At 57.4% G+C, this 18,230-nt stretch carries 17 protein-coding genes; 7 read left to right on the top strand and 10 right to left on the bottom strand.

Going from position 1 to position 18,230, the window contains the following annotated elements; all coding sequences use genetic code 11:
- Position 1 precedes the first annotated feature (1 nt).
- From HBOR_RS17635 to HBOR_RS17605, 7 genes are read right to left on the bottom strand one after another with little or no spacing between them, the layout of a single operon-like run.
- Positions 2-3,196, bottom strand: a complete 3,195-nt coding sequence (locus HBOR_RS17635) for a putative baseplate assembly protein (protein WP_006053419.1) — start codon at positions 3,194-3,196, stop codon at positions 2-4.
- Positions 3,193-3,591 (bottom strand): GPW/gp25 family protein, encoded by a 399-nt coding sequence (locus tag HBOR_RS17630; RefSeq protein WP_006053418.1) that lies wholly within the window; start codon positions 3,589-3,591, stop codon positions 3,193-3,195. Before HBOR_RS17630 ends, HBOR_RS17635 begins: the two co-directional genes overlap by 4 nt.
- Before the next feature lie 6 nt (positions 3,592-3,597).
- Positions 3,598-3,891: a PAAR domain-containing protein gene (locus HBOR_RS17625; RefSeq protein WP_013446629.1), complete on the bottom strand. Its 294-nt coding sequence runs from the start codon at positions 3,889-3,891 to the stop codon at positions 3,598-3,600.
- Between the two features lie 27 nt (positions 3,892-3,918).
- Positions 3,919-4,662: a phage baseplate assembly protein V gene (locus HBOR_RS17620; protein WP_006053416.1), complete on the bottom strand. Its 744-nt coding sequence runs from the start codon at positions 4,660-4,662 to the stop codon at positions 3,919-3,921.
- Entirely contained in the window at positions 4,659-5,687 is a 1,029-nt protein-coding gene (locus HBOR_RS17615) for a phage late control D family protein (protein WP_006053415.1), read from the bottom strand. Before HBOR_RS17615 ends, HBOR_RS17620 begins: the two co-directional genes overlap by 4 nt.
- A 2-nt stretch (positions 5,688-5,689) precedes the next feature.
- On the bottom strand, positions 5,690-6,358 hold the full coding sequence (locus HBOR_RS17610) for a CIS tube protein (protein ID WP_006053414.1): 669 nt from the start codon (positions 6,356-6,358) through the stop codon (positions 5,690-5,692).
- The gene (locus HBOR_RS17605) at positions 6,359-6,907 is read right to left on the bottom strand and encodes a hypothetical protein (protein ID WP_244880415.1); all 549 of its coding nucleotides are present in this window, start codon (positions 6,905-6,907) and stop codon (positions 6,359-6,361) included. It abuts the gene before it with no gap.
- Between the two features lie 565 nt (positions 6,908-7,472).
- Here HBOR_RS17605 and HBOR_RS17600 point away from each other — a divergent pair.
- The 6 genes from HBOR_RS17600 to HBOR_RS19770 all read left to right on the top strand — a co-directional run bounded on the left by HBOR_RS17600 (position 7,473) and on the right by HBOR_RS19770 (position 12,059).
- Positions 7,473-7,754 carry a hypothetical protein gene (locus HBOR_RS17600; RefSeq protein ID WP_006053412.1) on the top strand — a complete coding sequence of 94 codons (282 nt, stop codon included), beginning with the start codon at positions 7,473-7,475 and terminating at the stop codon, positions 7,752-7,754.
- Between the two features lie 1,614 nt (positions 7,755-9,368).
- Positions 9,369-9,518: a hypothetical protein gene (locus HBOR_RS20120; protein ID WP_161609396.1), complete on the top strand. Its 150-nt coding sequence runs from the start codon at positions 9,369-9,371 to the stop codon at positions 9,516-9,518.
- 1,146 nt (positions 9,519-10,664) lie between these two features.
- On the top strand, positions 10,665-10,955 hold the full coding sequence (locus tag HBOR_RS17595; protein WP_144018726.1) for a hypothetical protein: 291 nt from the start codon (positions 10,665-10,667) through the stop codon (positions 10,953-10,955).
- Positions 10,956-11,036: 81 nt separating this feature from the next.
- Positions 11,037-11,207: a hypothetical protein gene (locus HBOR_RS20115; RefSeq protein WP_161609395.1), complete on the top strand. Its 171-nt coding sequence runs from the start codon at positions 11,037-11,039 to the stop codon at positions 11,205-11,207.
- 309 nt (positions 11,208-11,516) lie between these two features.
- Complete coding sequence (locus HBOR_RS17585) at positions 11,517-11,795, top strand: hypothetical protein (RefSeq protein WP_006053409.1); 279 nt, start codon at positions 11,517-11,519, stop codon at positions 11,793-11,795.
- Positions 11,796-11,855: 60 nt separating this feature from the next.
- A complete protein-coding gene (locus HBOR_RS19770) occupies positions 11,856-12,059 on the top strand; it encodes a hypothetical protein (RefSeq protein ID WP_129786876.1) in 204 nt (67 codons plus the stop codon).
- 1,021 nt (positions 12,060-13,080) lie between these two features.
- Here the strand turns inward: HBOR_RS19770 and HBOR_RS17580 are convergent.
- Positions 13,081-14,247, bottom strand: a complete 1,167-nt coding sequence (locus HBOR_RS17580) for a hypothetical protein (protein ID WP_006053408.1) — start codon at positions 14,245-14,247, stop codon at positions 13,081-13,083.
- 982 nt (positions 14,248-15,229) lie between these two features.
- On the opposite strand from HBOR_RS17580, the gene HBOR_RS17575 reads away from it, so the two are divergent.
- Entirely contained in the window at positions 15,230-16,480 is a 1,251-nt protein-coding gene (locus tag HBOR_RS17575) for a hypothetical protein (protein ID WP_013446627.1), read from the top strand.
- 26 nt (positions 16,481-16,506) lie between these two features.
- Here the strand turns inward: HBOR_RS17575 and HBOR_RS17570 are convergent, their stop codons facing one another.
- Both HBOR_RS17570 and HBOR_RS17565 read right to left on the bottom strand, forming a co-directional pair.
- Positions 16,507-17,241 carry a CBS domain-containing protein gene (locus HBOR_RS17570; RefSeq protein ID WP_006053406.1) on the bottom strand — a complete coding sequence of 245 codons (735 nt, stop codon included), beginning with the start codon at positions 17,239-17,241 and terminating at the stop codon, positions 16,507-16,509.
- A 195-nt stretch (positions 17,242-17,436) separates the two neighbouring features.
- The gene (locus HBOR_RS17565) at positions 17,437-18,222 is read right to left on the bottom strand and encodes a sulfite exporter TauE/SafE family protein (protein WP_006053405.1); all 786 of its coding nucleotides are present in this window, start codon (positions 18,220-18,222) and stop codon (positions 17,437-17,439) included.
- Positions 18,223-18,230 lie beyond the last annotated feature (8 nt).

Below are 18,230 nucleotides of genomic sequence, written 5' to 3'. Positions count from 1 at the left end.
ATCACTCCATGTCCATGGTGATTCTGAGATCGTGCTGGCCACTGCAGACGAGGGTGTTCTGCGGAAGAATCTCGTCTGCTGTCCGTTCGGTGAGTGCACGGCGCTCACCGTTTATTTCGACGTACGTCGTCGCTTCGACCGTCTCTGCGACCTCTTCAAGGTCGTTGAGGCGCTGAACGAGTGTGTCGGAACTGGGGAGTTCACCGAACGACCAGCCCTTCCCGTCTTTGCCAGTCAGTGGGTGGAGGTACTCGTCGAGTTCTCGGCGTATCGTCTGTTTCAACAACGACACGCTCTTGAGATTCGGCGCGCGGATCGTCGCCTGAACGGAAATCTCCGCGTATCCCGGTCCGCGAACGACGATATCCATGTCGTCGGATTCGACGACAGTGGCCGGCGCACAGTCGGTCAAGACATCTCTGACTTGGTGTTTCAACGCCATCGACGGAACCGGTTTGTCACGTTCTGTTTCGGGGACGATTATCACGGTTACTCGCGTCTCGTCTCCGTCCGACGTGGATTCGCACTTTACGGTCGATAGCTCTCTGAATTCCGACAGTGCGACTTGCTCGTAATCCGATGGCGTGACGGCTTTCCCGCGGTGCTTGATTCGGTTTGCAGACCGCGACACGAGCGCGTCTATCGATTCAACGTCAGCGCCACCATCGCCGGATTCGGGGTTCGACACGTCGTCGACGAGCGAAATCGAGCTCTTTAGATCCGATACCGACCCCGCATCGACGTTGCCATCGCTCCCGCCTCCGGTGGTGTACGTCGCTCGTACGTTGTCCTGTCCGCTCGGCGGAATCGCTCCGTTGTCCCCGTTCCCGAACTCGATCGTTCCGAGGGTCTTGTTAACGACGTAGTGTCGGTCCGTCGGCCCCGAGTCGAGGAAGTCCTCGACGTTCGTCCACCGGACCCAGAATTCAGCGAGGTCTCCTCGATCATCGAACACCCGTTCGACATCGTTGGGTCGTTCTTCGAGTAACGTACGTCGCTCTCCCGCAGATAGCGTCGAGACCTCGTCTACCCACACCTCAATCGTGATCATCGGGGCGTGCGCACACCGGAACGACTGGTCGTGAGAGCCATCTGATGACCCGAGAATCTCGTCTTCGATTGTCCGCTTGTTGTACGCCCATCGCGTGTTGAGATGCAGTCCCTCCAGAAGCGGCGGCGTCGTCGTTCGACTCGACCGGTCAGCGACGGTTCGGGCTGTTGCCGGTCCTTGGGACTGCTGGGCTGTTTCGGGGCGCTCGAACTCGTCTTGCGTCGTTCGAATCCGAATCCAGTGCCGGGTGCGACCGAACAAGTCGAATGCAGTGGTTTCCTCGGGAAAGGTCAGCGTGACGATACCGCGCTCGGTGAAGCCACCGGTTCGGTCTCGAACGTCGAGTTCCGTCCAGGAGAACTCCGACGGACTCGTACAGTACTCCCACTCCATTCCGGGGTCGAACGACTGCGGATACGTCGTGTCGTCGATGGGAACGAACAGCGTGAGTGGTCCATCGTGCAAGCTGTCGTCGAATCCGAGGTAGACTGTCTGTCCGTCGTCGGGAAGGTCCTGAAAGGGAGCGTACGCCTCGATTCGTTCCGTGAGATCATCGCTGTACGACGCGTTGTTGTGTCGGAACACCGTATCGAAGGGCTGGCCGCGGTGCTCGTACTGAATCGAGACATCACCGAACACCGGCGGGTCCGGATCGCTGTTGAGTCCGTCGAACACGTCGTTCTCCGGTACGTTAATCGAGGGCTGTCCGTAGTTTCCGCTGACGAGGCGGGCCCGAATCCAGACGTTCTCGTGCCCGGAAACGGTTGTCGGATCGATATCGTCGGGTACCTGAAACGTGACGGTACCCGCGTTGTGGAACGTATCCGTCTCGTCGTTGACGGAGTCGAGTTGTGCCCACCCGTCACCGTTCCAGTACTCCCAGGAGAGTCGCGGCTCTCCGCCGATCACTCCGATGTCGGCACCGCGTCCAGCGCTGCTGCCCGCTGAGTCAGAACCGTCGGTACTGTCCGACTCGTCGCTTGACGTGTCACTGTCCTCTTCCGGCGGATGGAATTTGAGGGTGATGGTGCCTCCGGACTTCGTGAACGCTTCTTCGCAGGCGACGTAAAAGGAGGTGGGCGGTTGTGGCAGTTGGCCGAGTGGCTTGATGTTGCCGTCGTCAGTGGAGAGCGGCACGTCGTTCGACAGTAGGTGATCTGGTTCGAGACCGTTCACGTCGTCGGTGCTTCCGACGTGAACCGCCAAGTCTCGAACCGACGTGGAGAAAACGTCTCTGTTTCTATCAGTCAGACGACAGCGAAGCCACCGGCTTTCGATCCCGTTGACCGACCGTTTGGTGATTGTCCCCGGAATCTGGAAGGTCCCTTCGTATACTGATTGATCGGCTGCTACGCTTCCCGAGACGGATTGGGATCCGGCGAGTGTGTCGTAGTCGGACGAATCGCGCTCCCGGAGTTGCTCTTTGACCGCTTCGATGCCGCTGTCGGCCGTGGCAGTGTTGGCTCGTTTCTGTGGCGGTACAAGTGGATGCCACCCTTCGTCTCCGGATTCGTCTTCGCCGTAGTATTCCCAGACGACCGCGTCCGCGAATGCCTCGGTCTCGATATCGACCTGCGCAGTAATCGAGAGCATGGAGCCGGGCTGGAGGTTCAACGCGTCCTCGTTCGCAACGTAAAGGTGGTGTTGCTGAAGATTCTCACCGACGAAGAGTTCGACCGACTCCGTTGACTCAAGCACCGAGGAGTGGTCTACGATGGCGTCTTCGGCGGGATCGACAGCGATGACATCTGTCAGTGACGCGCCCGTCGCCTCGAACCCTTTGTTGCGTGGTACCTCGAAGAGTTGTGAGGTGTCGCCTGCGCCGGCGACTGCCTGCGTGCCACCGGGGATGACGACGTTCCGGTCGAGGTCTCCCGGAACGTGGAACGTGAGCGGAACTCTGGCGGCCTTCGGGGGACGACGGTCGAATCCGAACGCGTTGAGAAAGCCGATTCGGTGTTTCTGTGGGACGCTGTTGAGGCGATTCCGGACATCGGCCTCGAAGGTAGAGAAAATTCGAAGGATTGTCTGGCCGGTATCTGACGTATGAGGGTCCCAGTCGTCGGTGTATACGTCTGCTCGGTCTACCAACTCATCGAACAGGTCCTCTTCTTCGCGGTCGTCAATCGTCGGGGGAGTGGTCATCCATCACCCTCCGTGATGTGGAAGGGATAGACCATGTTTGCGAGTGCGTTCGTGGTACGAACCCGGTAGTCGATATTGATGAGTATCTTGTTGGGGTCGTCCTCGTCGGTGAACGCTTCGACGTCTTCGATGTCGATTCTCGGCTCCCAGCGCACGAGCGCTTCCCGAACGCTAGTCTCGATGACGTTCAGCGTGGCGGGGGTGGCGGCCGAGTAGACGTGGTCGTGGATGTCGCACCCGAAGTCGGGGCGCATGACACGTTCGCCTTTGGCGGTCCCGAGGATGATGCGGATGGACTCTTTGATGTCGTCGTCGGTTTCTGAGAGTTCGATGTTACCTCGGTGATCCGGTCGCACTGGGTAGGCCCAGCCTTTGCCAAGAAAGTCTTCAGACATGTCCGGTCAGCCAATGAGGACGGTTGTGTCGCCGCTGATGATGGTGTTCGGCGGGCCGCTCTCGATTACTTTGTCCCCCATTCTGACGGCGGGCATGCCGTTGATGAGCACGCTGGTGCTACCTTTAGCAACGACACCACCGACGTGAGGGACGGTCCCGGTGACGAGCGGACAGACGTGCATATCGGCTCCCGCACGCCACGCTGGTTTCCCGCCAATCAGGACGTTTGGACTACCTATTCCACCGCTCAGGGGCTTTCCGTGTGCCGTTGAATCGCCGAGTCTAGCTGCTGGTTTCATTGGTTGATCGGTTTCGTTGGGTGTGAGTTAGTTGAGTTGGATGATAGCGCCCTTAATCTGGAGGGGCCCTGTGGCGTTGACACTCATGAGACCGCTGCTTTTGATGTCCAATTTTGCTTTGCTGGAGAGCTTCATCTGTCCTTTGCTTTGGACTTTGACTCCCTTATTGCCGGAGATGTCCACGCTCTTTTTGCCGTTTATCTTGATATTTTGTGCCGACAGCTCAATCTCTTTTTTCGCATCGATCTTCACCGACCCACTTCCGGAGTCGATTGCGATGCTGTTGTCGTTTTTCTCGTCACGAACGACAATCGTCTCGGAGTCACCCGAATCGTCGATTGCGATCTCGTTTCCGGCACTCGTTTGAATCGTGATACTCCCCTTATCGGCATCGTCGAACGCGATTTTGTGGTCGCTTCGTGACCGAATCTCGCGCGTGTTGTTCTTCCCGTCGCTGTTCTTCTGTGGCGGCTTTTGTTTCCCGTTCCACAGCGACCCGATGACAAACGGTTTGTGGATATCTCCGTTCTCGAACGCGACGAGAACTTCGTCTTCGACCTCCGGCAGGAAGTACGTCCCGTACTCTTTTCCTGCCATCTCCGTCGCAATCCGCGCCCAGTAGCTTTCGTCGTCGGCGTCTCGCCACGGGAACTGCAACTTGACTCGGCCGAGGTCCTTCGGATCTTGATTGTCCGTGACGATGCCGACGGCGACGCCACGGATGCCGTCGTCGCCCGACTGCTCGGCACCGAACAGATCAGGATGCGTCATCCAGCCACCTCCGTGGCCTCAAACGTTGTTCGATACCCGCTTGTCCCCATCCGGTGGGTCGCGTTCGTGACGTGGTATTTGCCCGAGAACCGCTTCCCGAGTTCTTCAAGCTTCACCGTGACGCCCGCTCGAAGCGCGGGAATTCCGTCGGTTTCACCGTGGGCCTGAACGATTCCGTCTGAGAACTTGCCGAGTTTCGTCTTGGCTATGTGTTCGGCTTCGTCGCGTGACATGGCTGGTATTCTGAAGACTTCTTTGTGTTTTGCGCTTCGACTGCCCGCGGTCGCTTTGATCTCCTCTTTCTTGTGGATGTCCCACGATCGGACTTCCACTTGGTGGCTCTGCCGCTGTTCGGTGATTTCGCCGAAGAAGTCGTGGAGGTCTTCGCCGTACCACAACTCCTCGACTGGCTCTTTGTCGTTCGGTTGCGACGACCGGGGTATGAACTTCACCGTATCGCGCTCCGCATAGAACTCGAATCCGTAGGCGGACGCGAGTTGCTCGACGAACTTGTAGTCGCTCCGGTCGTCTTGGATGAGTTTGTCCCGCTTGATATTTGCGCTCTTGACCTTGGTCGTCGAGAACGAATACGACGACAGGACGTCTTTGACGGCATCTCCAATCGTGGTTTTCTCCCACGAATCCGAGTTCGTCCCCTGCATCATCTCCCAGAGCAGTCCGTATCCGGAGACTTGGACTGACGGCCCTCTGTCTGTCGTAAACTCCGTGTTGATGGAGTGGATCTTCCCGGTCAAGAGGTCCGTCAGTTGACCTTTGTCGCCGTATCCCATCGCAATTTCGACGTCGGTCCCGATGCTGAACAGGTCCCAGTCGAGTCCGGCGAACTGGTCTCGCTCCTCGTCGAACGGATAGTTCAGCGTGAACGAGAACCGGTCGGCCCCATCGAACGTCGTCTCGACGACGAGGTCAGCGATCCGTCCGCCGGGTTCTTGGAACTTCTTACTCCCGACCTCGACTTTGAATCGCGGCGAGTAGGCCGGGTGGTTGTTGATTCCTGGAGCCATGCTTACAGAGGCGGCAGTTCGAGTTTCTGTCCCGCTTGGATATCTCGGGGATTCTCGAGGTTGTTGTGTTCAGCAATCGTTCGCCAGTGTGCCGGGTCGCTGTACTCCTCGGATGCGATGAGCCAAAGCGTGTCTCCTTCGCTCACTGTCCAGACTTTCGTTTTGTCAGTGGACTCCGGAGAGACCTCGGATTTGTGGTAGTCGGCCGTTTTGAACTCCTGAAATACAATGGACACGCGTGCGCGTACCGGTACACCGCTGGGGAGGAACTTCGTGAATTGCTTGTTTGCACTGTGGACAAGTGCCGTAAAGTCGATTCCTTTCCCCCAGACGAAGCGACATACTGGTGGTGCGTGGAGTTCGCCGTCCACGGAGAGCAGTAGATCGATGTACTTCGTGTACTGCTCTCTGACATCGACCTTATCGACGGATTTGGCTGAGTCAACCTCGTCGGTGGTGTCGAAGAACAGTTCCATCGACAGTCGCTCAGCGTTTCCATCGACGAACTGCTGGACGGATGCGCCCGAGCCAGTCGCCTTCAGTTCCCCGTAGTTAACGCTTTTTTCGAGCGTGTACGAGTTTGGATTGAACTTGCAGTCGATAGTCGTGTTTTCGTGGTTCCCGTTCAGGATGATGATCTGTGCTTTCTCTAGTTTACCTGAGGTACCCATTTAGAATCCTCTCCGTTGTCGCTCCATCCGGCGTTTGCGTTCTAGTTTCCGGTACAGTACATCGACCAGTCGGTCAACGTCAGCGTTGAGTTGTAGCGACTGGTCGCTCAGCTGAATATCGAGGTCGTCGATACGACCTTGGGCACGTTGTGAGTGGTCGTTCTCAGAGGGATGCCCGCTGACACCTGTTTGTGAGGTTGCGGAACGTAGATCCGTGTTCTGTGGGCCGTTAGAGTCGAAGGGAGAACCGCTGACCGTATCACCGCGATGGGACGCAGTGCCTTGTCGTTGGATTCCATGCCGGTCTTGCTCAGTTGGCCCTTGATTCGTGCCTACCCCGCTGGTGAAGTTGCCCTGGCGAGTCGAGGAACGCGCCATGTGCGATGGCTGCTGTTGGTTCGCTCTTGGCTGACCGTGCAGCGATTCGCCAGTCAGACCAGCGCGTTGAGTGTCGCCGGCGACGCGGTCGTCGTTCTGCTGACCCGTAGCAGGCGAACGCTCCTGTCGATATACGAGTGACGGCTCAGTCTGTGGTTTCGGCATGCTCATCCGCTCGACTCCACTGGTTTTCCTGCTCCGTCCCTCATCTGTGGTGTTATATTCGATATTCCTGTTTTTATATTTAACTTTTTCGCCAAGTGATGTTTTATCGCCGGCCACTATCCCGCCGCTCATCGACGGACTGGACCGAGTCGAATCCGCTCTGTCGCTATCGGATTCCGATTTCACACCGGAATCTACTACTGAGCCATCTCGATTAGCGTTCCCGTCATCGGTTGCCTCTCTGACCGTCGTCCGGGTTCCCTCGACCGCAGTACGGGTTGCTTCGACTCTGGCTTGGGCACCTTCGACTGTTGTCTGTGTCTCTTCAGCCGAAGAGCGGGTATCTTCACCCGAAGTGTGAGCCCCTTCGGCCGAAGTACGAGTTCCCTCAACCGCGGTACGAGCTTTGTTTGCTCGGGCGAACACCCGTGCAGCGGGTGAGACGCTCGGTGATGCCCCGCTCGTGTCTGCTATCTCACTCGCTCCAGTCAGATTCGGTTGTCCTGACCGATTCACAGAGTTCCCCGTCCTAGACCGTTGCACAGCGCTTTCGGTATCATCGCTTACCGCCGTGGCTGATGACAGCGTCTCTGATGACTGGGTGGGCCAATCGGCGGACGATGTCTTTGCGGAGATACCGGTCGAGGCCTCTGTCCGCGTGGAACGGGTCTTTGTAGCCGAACGCCTAGACGACGATAGCGCAGTCGGGAATGATACTCTCTCGGACGCCCGTGGGTTCACACTCGGCGTTGGCATTTCCCCGTCGCCTCCGGATACGTTCGGTCGGCGAGCGGTGTCGGCCTCGGACGCGCCCGGTTGGGGAACGGTTTCGCTCTCAGACGCGCCTCGTTGACGAACGGCTTGACGCGCACTCGTTTCGCTAGCGCTTCGGTGCTGTCTCTGATCGACCGCTGGAGACGACGGTGCGCTCCCACGCACCAGTGCGGTCGGATCGTCTGTTCCGCCGGCGCGTCCTCGAAGCGTCTTTCCACCCGGATTCTGTCCCGACTCGTTCGAGTGACTGCGGTGCGACTGTGCCAGTTGAGTCGCATCAGACTGCATCGTTTCGGAAACCCAATCCAAGGCTGGCGTGCTAACCGCGGCTGGCTGATACCGCTGCACAACAGCTGTCTCGAATCCTGAACCACCGATATTCTGTCTCTGACGGACCGTGCCACTCGTTGGCGACGCCTGTCCGGACGCTCCTTCGTTTGCCCATCTCTGGCTTGCCGATGGAGCTGATTGCAAGTACTTGAATTCCGTCTGAGCGTTGTTGCCCGGTGCATCTGGATTCTGCACAGGGTCCCGGGTCTCTTGCCCACTTGTCACTTGTGACGCTGGCTCACTGACGTCGTTACGGGGAGCATCCGAGCGGCGCACATTCTGTGCTACCGTTTTGGGGACGGACTCCGATTGCTGGCTCCGACGGTTGGCCGCTACGTTTGCAGCGTACTGCGTTGCTGTACGCGCCAACTGGGATGACACGTCCCATGCCGCGTCCTCTACGGAGTCGGTTGACGGCGGACGAGCAGACTGATGATTCGAGTGATCGGAGACTGTCGTACGGGACGTTCTCGTCTCTGACGACGGTGCGTCAGGAGACCCCGGCGAGACGACGCGTCGGGCCTCCGAATCGGTCGTCGTTCGGCCACTGGTCGGATTCGTTCGGCCGCTGGTCGGATTCGTTCGGCTACCGAGTCGGCTGGATCGACTGGCGCGTTCGAACACCTCGTGTCCAATTACCGACAGCCCTGTTTTCCCAGTTGCGTCCGACATCCCGAGAGCAGTGAGCGGACTTGATTCGTTGGACCATCCGGGCGTGTCGTATCCGACCGACTGTTGTGGACGGAACTCGTCCTCGTGGAGCGACGCGTCCGTATCCGTCGAGTAGTCTCCGGTTGCGACATCACGGCTTGGGTCCGTGGGAGTGTCACGATTGCCGGGGGTGGACTCGTTGGAAGGTCGCTGACTGCGCCGCCGTGACCGCGGTATGAGCGCTGGACGATCAGACGACTGCGTCTCCGCTCCCGACACTATCTCAGCGGATGCGGGTTGGCTGGGGGCCGGCGACCGAGCTTGCCCCCCTTGCGTGAACGTTTGCTGGAGAGAGGTGGGCGCATCGACGTTCCGCAATCGACCTGAGGCTGTCTCGTCCGTCCCGTGGGTGGACACTTGATCTGTCCACGTTCGACTATCGGGGTCTGTTGCACTCGGTCTCCGAATCCCAGACTCGACCGTAGGTAGTGCGACAGTGCGTGTGCCGGTCTGTGTCGTCGGTTGCCCCCGCGCTTGGCTGCGAACGTTGGACGAGCGCTGGTCTCTCAGGTGTGGGGTCGTCTCCCTGATTCGCTGTTCTTCCCGACGAGATGCCGTTATCTCCCCGCTTTCTGCCGTTGTCTCTCCGCTTTCGGCTGTATTCTGCGCGTGCCGCGCCCGAAGGGAGTCCGTAGTGCGAGGGGTGCTCGTAGTGGCGGCGGAATTCGTCGTCTGCGGGGTCGTCGTCGTAGAGGACGAATTCGTGGCGTGGGGTGTGGTCGCAGTAGTGGTGTTCGTAGTGACAGGTACGTTCGTAGCCGGAGGGACGTTTGTGTGGGATGAGTGGCGCACCGGCTGTTGAGTCTCGGGTGCTTCAGTGGACAGTTCCGGCGTTCCTGTAGACCGGCGACTCGCTTGGGATGTTTTCTGAACACCTCGGGACTGAGCAGGTGACTCCGACAGCGACGGCGAGACCGACTGTGTACTTCGCCCCTCGCCAACATCGGGTGCTTGTGGCGAACGGGATTCTGTGTGCTGTACAGCGCGGGCACCGTCTGCCTCGCTGGTGGCTCCCTCACGAGAACCGCTGCTGCCGGCCGCCGGCAACGTACCTGACTGGGTACGCACTTTCGTCGCGGCCGACTGCGGTCGTGACCGTGCACTCACCTGTTTGCGGTTCGTTCCCGACATGAGTGAGTGTTCTCGAATGGTCGATGTAAGCCGGTGTTCGACACTTCCCAGTGTGTGAGTTCGCTGGATGATTCCGCCGGTTGGAACATCTGCGACCGCCGACTGGTTCGACAGACGGGTCCCTGTCTGAGACCGACCTGTTTCGGTGGTGTGTTCCCCGCGAGAACTCACATCGTCGATGGTCGGCGACGACTCTGTGGCTCGACGGTCACCGGCATTGAGCGGTTGGACGGAGTGGGAATCGCTGGGCTGTACTGCCTCGGTACGACTCGCTCTGGTGATGCGCCCCTCACTAGCGGTGATATCGTCAGTAGACGGCGACGACAATGGCGACGGCGATTCCGTGTCCCGATTACTTCCCGAATCAAGTGCTTGGAGCGATTGCGACTCTGCATGCTGTCTGAAGCGGGTGCGAGTTGCCCCAGTGGCGTAACTGTCACGCGCGCGGACGTCGCCCGCGGACAGTGCGGTGTCCGACTGGGCACTCTGTGTCGTCGGTTGCGCCGGAGAACTGTCGCTCACCTGCTCGCGGCGAGTAGTCGATGTCTCCGGCCGTCTTTGAGTCCCCGCTGTGAGTGCGCGTTTCGCACCACCCATCGCGTGGGTTCGCTGGAGGCTACTTCCGGTTGTCCCGTCTGTGATCGCTGACTGACTCGACAGGCGATGTACTGTTAGATGATCTATCGTACGTGTTGCAGTTCGCTGGCTCTGAACGTGGGAGTTCGGACGAGTTGAGTTCTCCGGGGCAACTGATCCCGACCGGTTCGACACCTGACTGTCGAGTCCGTTAGCCGACTCGGAGGTGGCCGAACTCCTTGTGGCCGGGACGCTCGAGTCCGTGCCGCTCGCAGAGACACCAGTTCTCGTTTGGGTTCTCGCTCGGTTTGCGGTGTCCACCTCCCCGAACTCCTGCCTGCTGAGCCTGTCGGCTGCTGTAGATGGATCCGTACTGCTCGCGGTCGGTCTGTTCGGATACGAGTCGTTCTCGGCGATTTCGGTTCGCGCCCGATTTGCAGTCTCTATCGCTCCCGATATGGACCCGACGCGGTCGCCCGATGTGGCTGCTGTGGTCGATGTGGCCGATGTGTCTGCTGCTGTCTTCATCTGAGAGGAATGCGACTGCGACCACGGTGAACGAAGTTGACCCTCGGCGGTGCGCTCCTTCCCTGTGCCCGTGTCGGATACTCGGGTGAGTGTCCGTCGCGATCCTTGCGTCGGCGTGCTGGTTGGCGTTGACCAGTCTCGGTTCGACGGCGTCGAATCACTGTCCGTCGGACTCGTAGATTCGACTGGACTTGCGGTAGTTGCGTTCGTCGTATCGACAACGCGCGTCCGTGTCGATGTCGTCGCCGACTCGTAGTTGGCACGCTGGACTGCACTCTCTTGCGTACTTCCCGGTTGTCGTTGAACTGGTGTGTCTAGTACTGTCGTCGGGGTTACTCCTAACGATGGCTGGAACGGACCGCTGTCTGCTGTGGGGGCGGTTGGCTGCGATGAATCGCTCGCTGTCACCGTCGTTCCACTCGGTCGCTGAGTTGGTTCGCGCTCTGCGGCCGTTCGACTGGGACTGGTTAGGGTCTGATTTGATTCCCGTCCTGCGGCTATTCCACGGGTTCGTGTCGTCGCACGCACCGGGGTTTCGACATCCGGGCCTGGAATCGTAGACGCAGTGGCTCGGAGTGAAGTACTCGAAGCTGATCGCTCGTGTGACCCCGACAGTGAACGCTGCGTCGTTGACTCGGTACTGTTTGGTCTCTCTGTCGTGGGTGATGCCCGTACTGCTGATTCTGGTGAGCGGTTCGAAGCAGTGGCAGCGGGTGTCCACAGCGCGGATCGCTGCCCGTTCGATTTCTGGGGGTTTGCCGAGCGGTTGACCGATGTCTCGTGGGCGGTCGTCGTACCTGCAGTAGGTGACTGCGACGAATCGGTTCGGGGAATGCGTCGCTGACGTGCCTTGGGCGTACTCGCCCTCGAACCTTGCAAGTGTCCGCTTTCGTGTTGCGTGCCCGTGAGTCGCGATTCGTGCGCTGTCCGCTGGTTAGATATCCGTTTACCGCTGGTCGAGGATGATGTGGACGATTCTGTCTCGTGTTCGGACAGAACTGTGGGCGAGGGAGACGATGCAGACGGTGCGACTGTCGGCGTTTGCTGTTGTCTGTTGCTGTCGCCTGCACGGTATTCATCCGTCGAGATGGGCTGTCGGTTCGTTTGACTAGTGGGCGTGGTTGATTGCTGGTTGGTTTGACCAGTGAGAGTGGATAACGGCTGGTTGGACTGGCCAGCGAGCGTCGTCGAGTCGGTATCGGTTTGGTCCACGAGGACGGTTCGAGCGCCCGTGGCTCGGCGGCTTACGCGACGAAGCTGCTGGCTAACTGTTCGAATGGCAGCGTCGGTACGCTCTACTGATGGCCGGTGGCTCCCGGCACGCCCGCTGTTCTGTCCGCTAGTGGTTGGTGTTGAGACGACGCTAGACGGGGTATCCGTTCTGTGCTGTCCGGACTCAGTTTCAGCCTCGGCTGTCACTCCGGATTTTGGTGTATCGCTGTCTTCGTCGAGCCAACTCTGCGCTGTCTGGTCCGGCGCCGCCTCCGACTGGAGCGAGTTGGGATTTTGGGTGACTTCGTGTGTTTGCGGTTGCGGAGCGTCCGATTGTTGAACAGTGAGGTCCGGGGTGCTGGGACGTGTTGTTCGTAGCGGAGGGTCAGCACGTGCCGTACCGCTGTCCGGAGTTTCCCACTCGGGAGTTTCCGAGTCGTACTGTGGATATGTTTCTTCGAGAGACGGATACGAAATAGAGTAGAAGTCATCCGATGGTTCGGCTTCGTCGGGCGTGTCGTCTTGGACGGCGTTCTGCAACGACCGAAAGATGAGGGTGGCTGCACCTCGCTTGCGGATGATTCGCTGTGCAAACGTCCCACCGAGACGTGCCGTATCGAGCGTTGCAATCGAACTGATTCGCTGTTCGAGACCGCCTGTCGTTGCGAGAGACGTAACAGCGGGGTCTATCGAGTTGACCGCGTCAGTGTCGGTGAGTGTGCCGATATCACGACCGGATGATTCGAGCGTGAGGTTTGAGCGTTCTCGAGTCATATGTGCTTCGCTGTTAGTGTTCCCGCGTGCCACAATATCGCACCCGGTGACGTGCGTTGTTCATACTGTCCCTCATGAGATGTTATCTTACGTATCTGTTGGTCGGTCAATCTGTTCCGAACGAAGAGACCAGCGACTTCGACTTAGTCCTGTGGCGATGGGTCTTCAGGACTCTGCCCTGATAGACTGGGGTGCTGACTCTCCCCCATGCTCGAATCGCTGGCGTCAGTCTCCGACGAGCCGTCGCCTTCGGTATCGAGTCGATCCCGTTGAAGTGCGTACATCTCCCCACCCCGCGTCAGGATTACGGGGGTTTGTGATCCTTGCTTGAGCGTGTAGCCGAGCGGGAGTTCCCATGAGTCATCGTTCGGTGCCAGTCGGAAGTCCTCGGGGGCGTTGAACGTACAGACTGCACCAGGTCCGAGGTCCGTATCGACTCCAAACCGGTAGAGGTCGAATTTCGTGTCGCGGATTCTCGCCAGCGACAGATCGATAGTCGAGTTCGACTCGTTCTTGATCGCTAGTTCCCACGTTGTTCGAGCCTCTGGACGGTTGACATCTGTGATCGCCAGACCAGTTCGCTCAGCAGTTTGTGCCTCGTATCGGTTGTAGACGATCACCGTTGCGAGCATCCACAACAGGACTGCAACGACCGTCGCCAGGAGTACTGAGTCCCAGTCTGCGACGCGGATCGAGACGGCCCACGTCACGAATCCACCGACGACTGCGACTAACGCGCCGACGATAATCGCCATCGTTCGACTCTCTAACCCTCTCGCGTGCATGTAGCCGATTCTAATCGACGTCGAGCGGGGGCAGTCGCCGCCAATACAACGATTGGAGAGGATAACTATCCCGGTCGTCAGCGGCCACGAGACCAGGAACGCGGCTAAGACGACGAGGTCGGGGATTTCCCAATGGGTGCCGAGGGAAAGAAGGACGATAGTAACTAAAACTGCACCTCCGAACCCGAGTGTAGTCGCCCGAATCCACGTGGGAATTTGCTGCCAGTATTCGATGACCGTCTCTCTGTTCGGACGATAGACGAAATACCACGTCCCGATAAGCGCCCCGAAGATGAACGCAGCAATGAAGACAACGTACTGCGGTTTGATCTTCCAAAGGGGACTGTCACTGAACAGGCCGGGAATGATGACTTGCGGAACGGTGTGGAGAAGACTGAATATATGGCTCGCGCCCCACACGAGGAGTGCGACTATCAAGGCCGTTAGGAGAACGGGGAGAATTGGCCCGAGTCGCTTGCGGACGCGCCCGATTATGGTTTGAACTTTAGAGAACAGCCGAATCATGCTCTTATAGATGGGTTGACTGGTGTACTGGTTTGATGAGCCGGTGACCGATTCTCTCTCCAAGAACTCCGGTTACATGCACGGACTGGAAAGAAAGACCCAGACCGGTATTTTTCGATTCACACATTTACTTAGTACATTGAAATGTCTTCCGAGATATAAAGATGATGATCTTGACTGTCTACAGACAGTAATACTCCGAATATCACGCTTCGCATGTCATGATAAACCATTCGGGCAGATCGGCTACATTGCTCTGCTGACTGCTGATGGTTCTTGGAAATTTGCTCTCTTCCATTTCGTGACAAACGAGCGGCTTTTTATCTCACTATCTCTCGGTAGAGGCAAAAAGATCTTATCTCTGGCTATTATCCGTTCAACTCTTCAAATATATAACTACATCTGGATATAGTAGTGACAGATGAGCATAGCTTCTTTGTAGTACTAATATACGAGGTGTAACTCGGGACAATCTGGTTTTGGTTTCATCGACTTTTCGAACTTCGTCGTCCCTTACAGAAGGAACTCGAATCCACTGAACACTCCAGCGTAAAGTGTCACGGGAACTGCTAGCAACGAGTAGTGGATGCCCCCAGTATTGGTGGGGTGCCCGGTGGCGAAAACTCGCCCACCCTGAACCGCTGGGAGCAAACCACGGAGTAGGTGCCTCTGTGGGAGTATGGGAAATCCGACCACCGATCTGTCCCTGCCTCCCCGTTCATTTGTGTGTGGTATGATAACATATACTTTTCGATGAATGTCACGTTAGCCTGACCGATTGCTCGCTTAGTTGACTCCGGTCACCTACTGAGTCGCTCTTGGTCTTAAGGTAGCGCGCACGCACGATCACATTCATTCTTGACGGGGCCACAGTCGTCGTGTTTGAATAATTCGTATTGGACAGGGTGGACCGATCTCTTGGATCGTGAAATCATTTCATCGAATGCATTTTATCAGTGAGTCATCAATGACGCACATCTAAATGCACTGGAGACGAGTTCGGCTCTTTCTCATCGTCTTATTCTCGAACCTTTTTATTTTCCTTGGAGCGCTCTTCTCACAGAGTCAGTTCACAATCGCCGTTCTCTTCGTCGTGGACGCGCTTCTCGGGATTGGTCGTATCCTCTTTGAGCGACTGGCCGCCGGGCGTCCACGCGGCGACGCCATGCCACCGATGGATTGGGTTCGGTTTTTTGAAGATCTCTACGACGCGGTATTGGACAAACGAGGTCATCTCCATCTCTCTGATCGACTTCCCCCGCTGTACCCACGGAATATCCCATTCGTAATCGACCAGTGGATTATCTTCTGGGTGTTATCCCCGGTCGTGATGTTGACGTGGCAGGGTCTCGAACCGTTAGCGGGGGGTTTCGCACTCTCCGCCGTACCCACGGTTTGTCTCTTGGCCGCCAAACACTACCTGATCGTGGACACGTGGCAGTCGATGGGGATGTACGAGGATTCTGGGGCGCAAACGATCCGCCGAAGCCGCGAACTGCTTTACACTGCTTTCATCGCCTGTTTCGCCGTTTTGGTTGTTTCCAACGCAGATCCGACCACTGTGTCCGTCACCGCCGCGACGATGGTCGTTTTCATGCCGAAACTCCCGTTCGATTTCCGTGAAGCCGGCATCGGCCCGTGGCCACTTACGTTCAACCCGGGCAGCGACAACACTGAACAGCCACTCCCGACACCGGACAGTGAGCCGCGATCAATGTTCGGAAACGATAAACGAGTGGTGCGTAACTGGGCGATTCACGACGGCCTCGTGTACGCGTTTGGCAGGGGTTTCGAATTTGCCCTGTTCTTTTTCCTGTTGTTAGTGTGGGGACTCACGCCTGCGCTTTACGGCATTGCCGTTGTCCTCGTCGTCTCCCCGCTTGTTTTCGCCCCGGTGACACTGATTACCATCTGGTTGGGTCGCGCTAACGTCGAGTACCGCCTCCACGACGATGCGCTCGTAGCATATGATACGTATCTTGATGAGCCGCAGTGGACTCTCGAGTATACGGAGATTAGCTCTCTTTCGGTGGCTGATGACTCACGTCGCTGGAAGTTCCTGTCAGTGTTCGACCCGCTTCCAGCCGACCAGTTTCCTGTCGAGATTCAGTGTTCGACGAGCGAGAATCTCCGACTCAGAGGTCTCGAAAAACCCGAAGAATTTGCGCGAACTCTCCGAGGTATGATGAATAGAGGCCGGATGGATGATCTCAGATCTGTTGATCTTGTTTAGTAGCCAGTAGCGGGTGGCCCAGAGTTCTACACTGACGAAAAATACGACTGGCCGAAGCGTAATAGATCCCGATCGAATTCGTCCGGATCTTCGACGCGAAAGTGGAAGAGTCGGTTTCGCATATCTCCAATTTCAAGCACCAACTCTCGAATCACATCCTGCTGATCGTCGAAGAGTGACTCAAACTCGTCCCAGTGAATCGAGATAAACTGAGCATAGTGTGCATAGCTACAGTGTTCGACAGATGTCGGCGTTGGCAGCGGATGCTCCTCTCCAAACGTTTCGGCCAGTCGGTCCGAAAGCGCGTCTCCAAATACCCGCTCGAAAATCTCCCGTAGTCGCATCTCGATCGATTCGATCAGCAGAAATGGTTCAAGCATTTGTTTCAATCTCGTCAGGAGGTCGTAATCGGTGAGGATTCGCCACTCGTCGTCTCGGATAACTACTAGATACGTGTGTTCCGCGAGCGCATCGAATACTGTGAGAATATTCTCATCCTCGCTAATTGTGTGTACATCTTCAACTGCCGCCCCTACCGAGATTCTGTCTAACCCTTTTTGATCGACTTCCAACTGGTGAAACGCCAATAATGTTCGGATAACAGATCTGTACGTAACGATACCGACTAGCTCGTCGTCGCGTTCAACGCCGACCTGAGTATAGCTATTCTCGAACATCTGGCGAAGCGCCGATTCAAGCTTGAGATCGTATTCAACGGTCTGGAGCCGGTTGTTGATCGCTAGGTCTGCGACCGTGTACATCGATATCCGTATAACCAGTCTGCAGACAACTATGTGTTTCCTTAGTTGTCTAAACCGTCGCTATCTACACTCAACTGTGGATCTTGGGTATAGATAGTTCCTGTGCTTGTAGCAGGCCGATTAACCGCCTTTCTGTGGGATATTTCCCATCCTGCCCGCTGAGACCAGGACCCAGCGCGTTTACTTCCGGACGGTTCAAAACGGAAGTCGCTGGAGGACAACGAACCCGCCGAGACCGACGAACGTCATACCGATAACAGTCGAGAGCCGTTCTTCGGATACCAGATTCGCGTACCGTGCAGCGAGGAAGGCTCCGACGATGCCACCGATACCACTGATCCCCAGCGCGGCGAACGGGACAGCTGACTCGACGATAAAGTGGCTCACACCGCCGGAGAGCGCCGTGAAAATCATGATCAGGACGGACGTACCAACGGCGGTGTGAACCTCGTACTCGAGGATGAACGTGAGAATGATGAGAATCATAACTCCGCCACCAGCCCCGAAGACGCCGGTCATCGTTCCGATGAAGCCTCCGGCGAGTGCCGAGGCGACCGTCTTGTGTTCCCGGACAGCGGATAAGTCGGCGGTCTCTCGAAACGACTCGAGCCGTTCGTTAAGCGATTTCCGTGTGAACGAGACGCCCATAAGTAAAATCACGACCCCGGACAACCCACCGAGCGTCGTCGGATCCACGTCACCGGACAGCCAACTCCCGACGACAGCCGCGAGAACCGCTGTGAAGGCGATGGTGAGGCCCCCTCGAATTCGAATGTTTCCATTCCGCCAGTACGTAGCCGCGGAGACAGATGACGCGAACACGTCTGTTACGAGACTAATCCCGATTGCTGTGTACGGGTTGTACCCCAGAACTGTGATGAGAACTGGAGTCACAACCACCACTGCGGATGCACCGATCAGACCAGTGACGGCACCGGCACCAATCCCTGCGAATAGCACAACGAGCGACTCTAACAGCATATACGATG

The organism is Halogeometricum borinquense DSM 11551, assembly GCF_000172995.2.
GTDB lineage: Archaea > Halobacteriota > Halobacteria > Halobacteriales > Haloferacaceae > Halogeometricum > Halogeometricum borinquense.
Note: the sequence above shows the minus strand (reverse complement) of the source record. Positions and strands in the feature narration are given on the sequence as shown.

Bases quoted from the DNA above. Each gene is read 5' to 3' on its own strand.
- HBOR_RS17635 (WP_006053419.1), bottom strand. From the start codon at position 3,196: ATGACCACTCCCCCGACGATTGACGACCGCGAAGAAGAGGACCTGTTC.
- HBOR_RS17630 (WP_006053418.1), bottom strand. From the start codon at position 3,591: ATGTCTGAAGACTTTCTTGGCAAAGGCTGGGCCTACCCAGTGCGACCG.
- HBOR_RS17625 (WP_013446629.1), bottom strand. From the start codon at position 3,891: ATGAAACCAGCAGCTAGACTCGGCGATTCAACGGCACACGGAAAGCCC.
- HBOR_RS17620 (WP_006053416.1), bottom strand. From the start codon at position 4,662: ATGACGCATCCTGATCTGTTCGGTGCCGAGCAGTCGGGCGACGACGGC.
- HBOR_RS17615 (WP_006053415.1), bottom strand. From the start codon at position 5,687: ATGGCTCCAGGAATCAACAACCACCCGGCCTACTCGCCGCGATTCAAA.
- HBOR_RS17610 (WP_006053414.1), bottom strand. From the start codon at position 6,358: ATGGGTACCTCAGGTAAACTAGAGAAAGCACAGATCATCATCCTGAAC.
- HBOR_RS17605 (WP_244880415.1), bottom strand. From the start codon at position 6,907: ATGAGCATGCCGAAACCACAGACTGAGCCGTCACTCGTATATCGACAG.
- HBOR_RS17580 (WP_006053408.1), bottom strand. From the start codon at position 14,247: ATGATTCGGCTGTTCTCTAAAGTTCAAACCATAATCGGGCGCGTCCGC.
- HBOR_RS17575 (WP_013446627.1), top strand. From the start codon at position 15,230: ATGCACTGGAGACGAGTTCGGCTCTTTCTCATCGTCTTATTCTCGAAC.
- HBOR_RS17570 (WP_006053406.1), bottom strand. From the start codon at position 17,241: ATGTACACGGTCGCAGACCTAGCGATCAACAACCGGCTCCAGACCGTT.
- HBOR_RS17565 (WP_006053405.1), bottom strand. From the start codon at position 18,222: ATGCTGTTAGAGTCGCTCGTTGTGCTATTCGCAGGGATTGGTGCCGGT.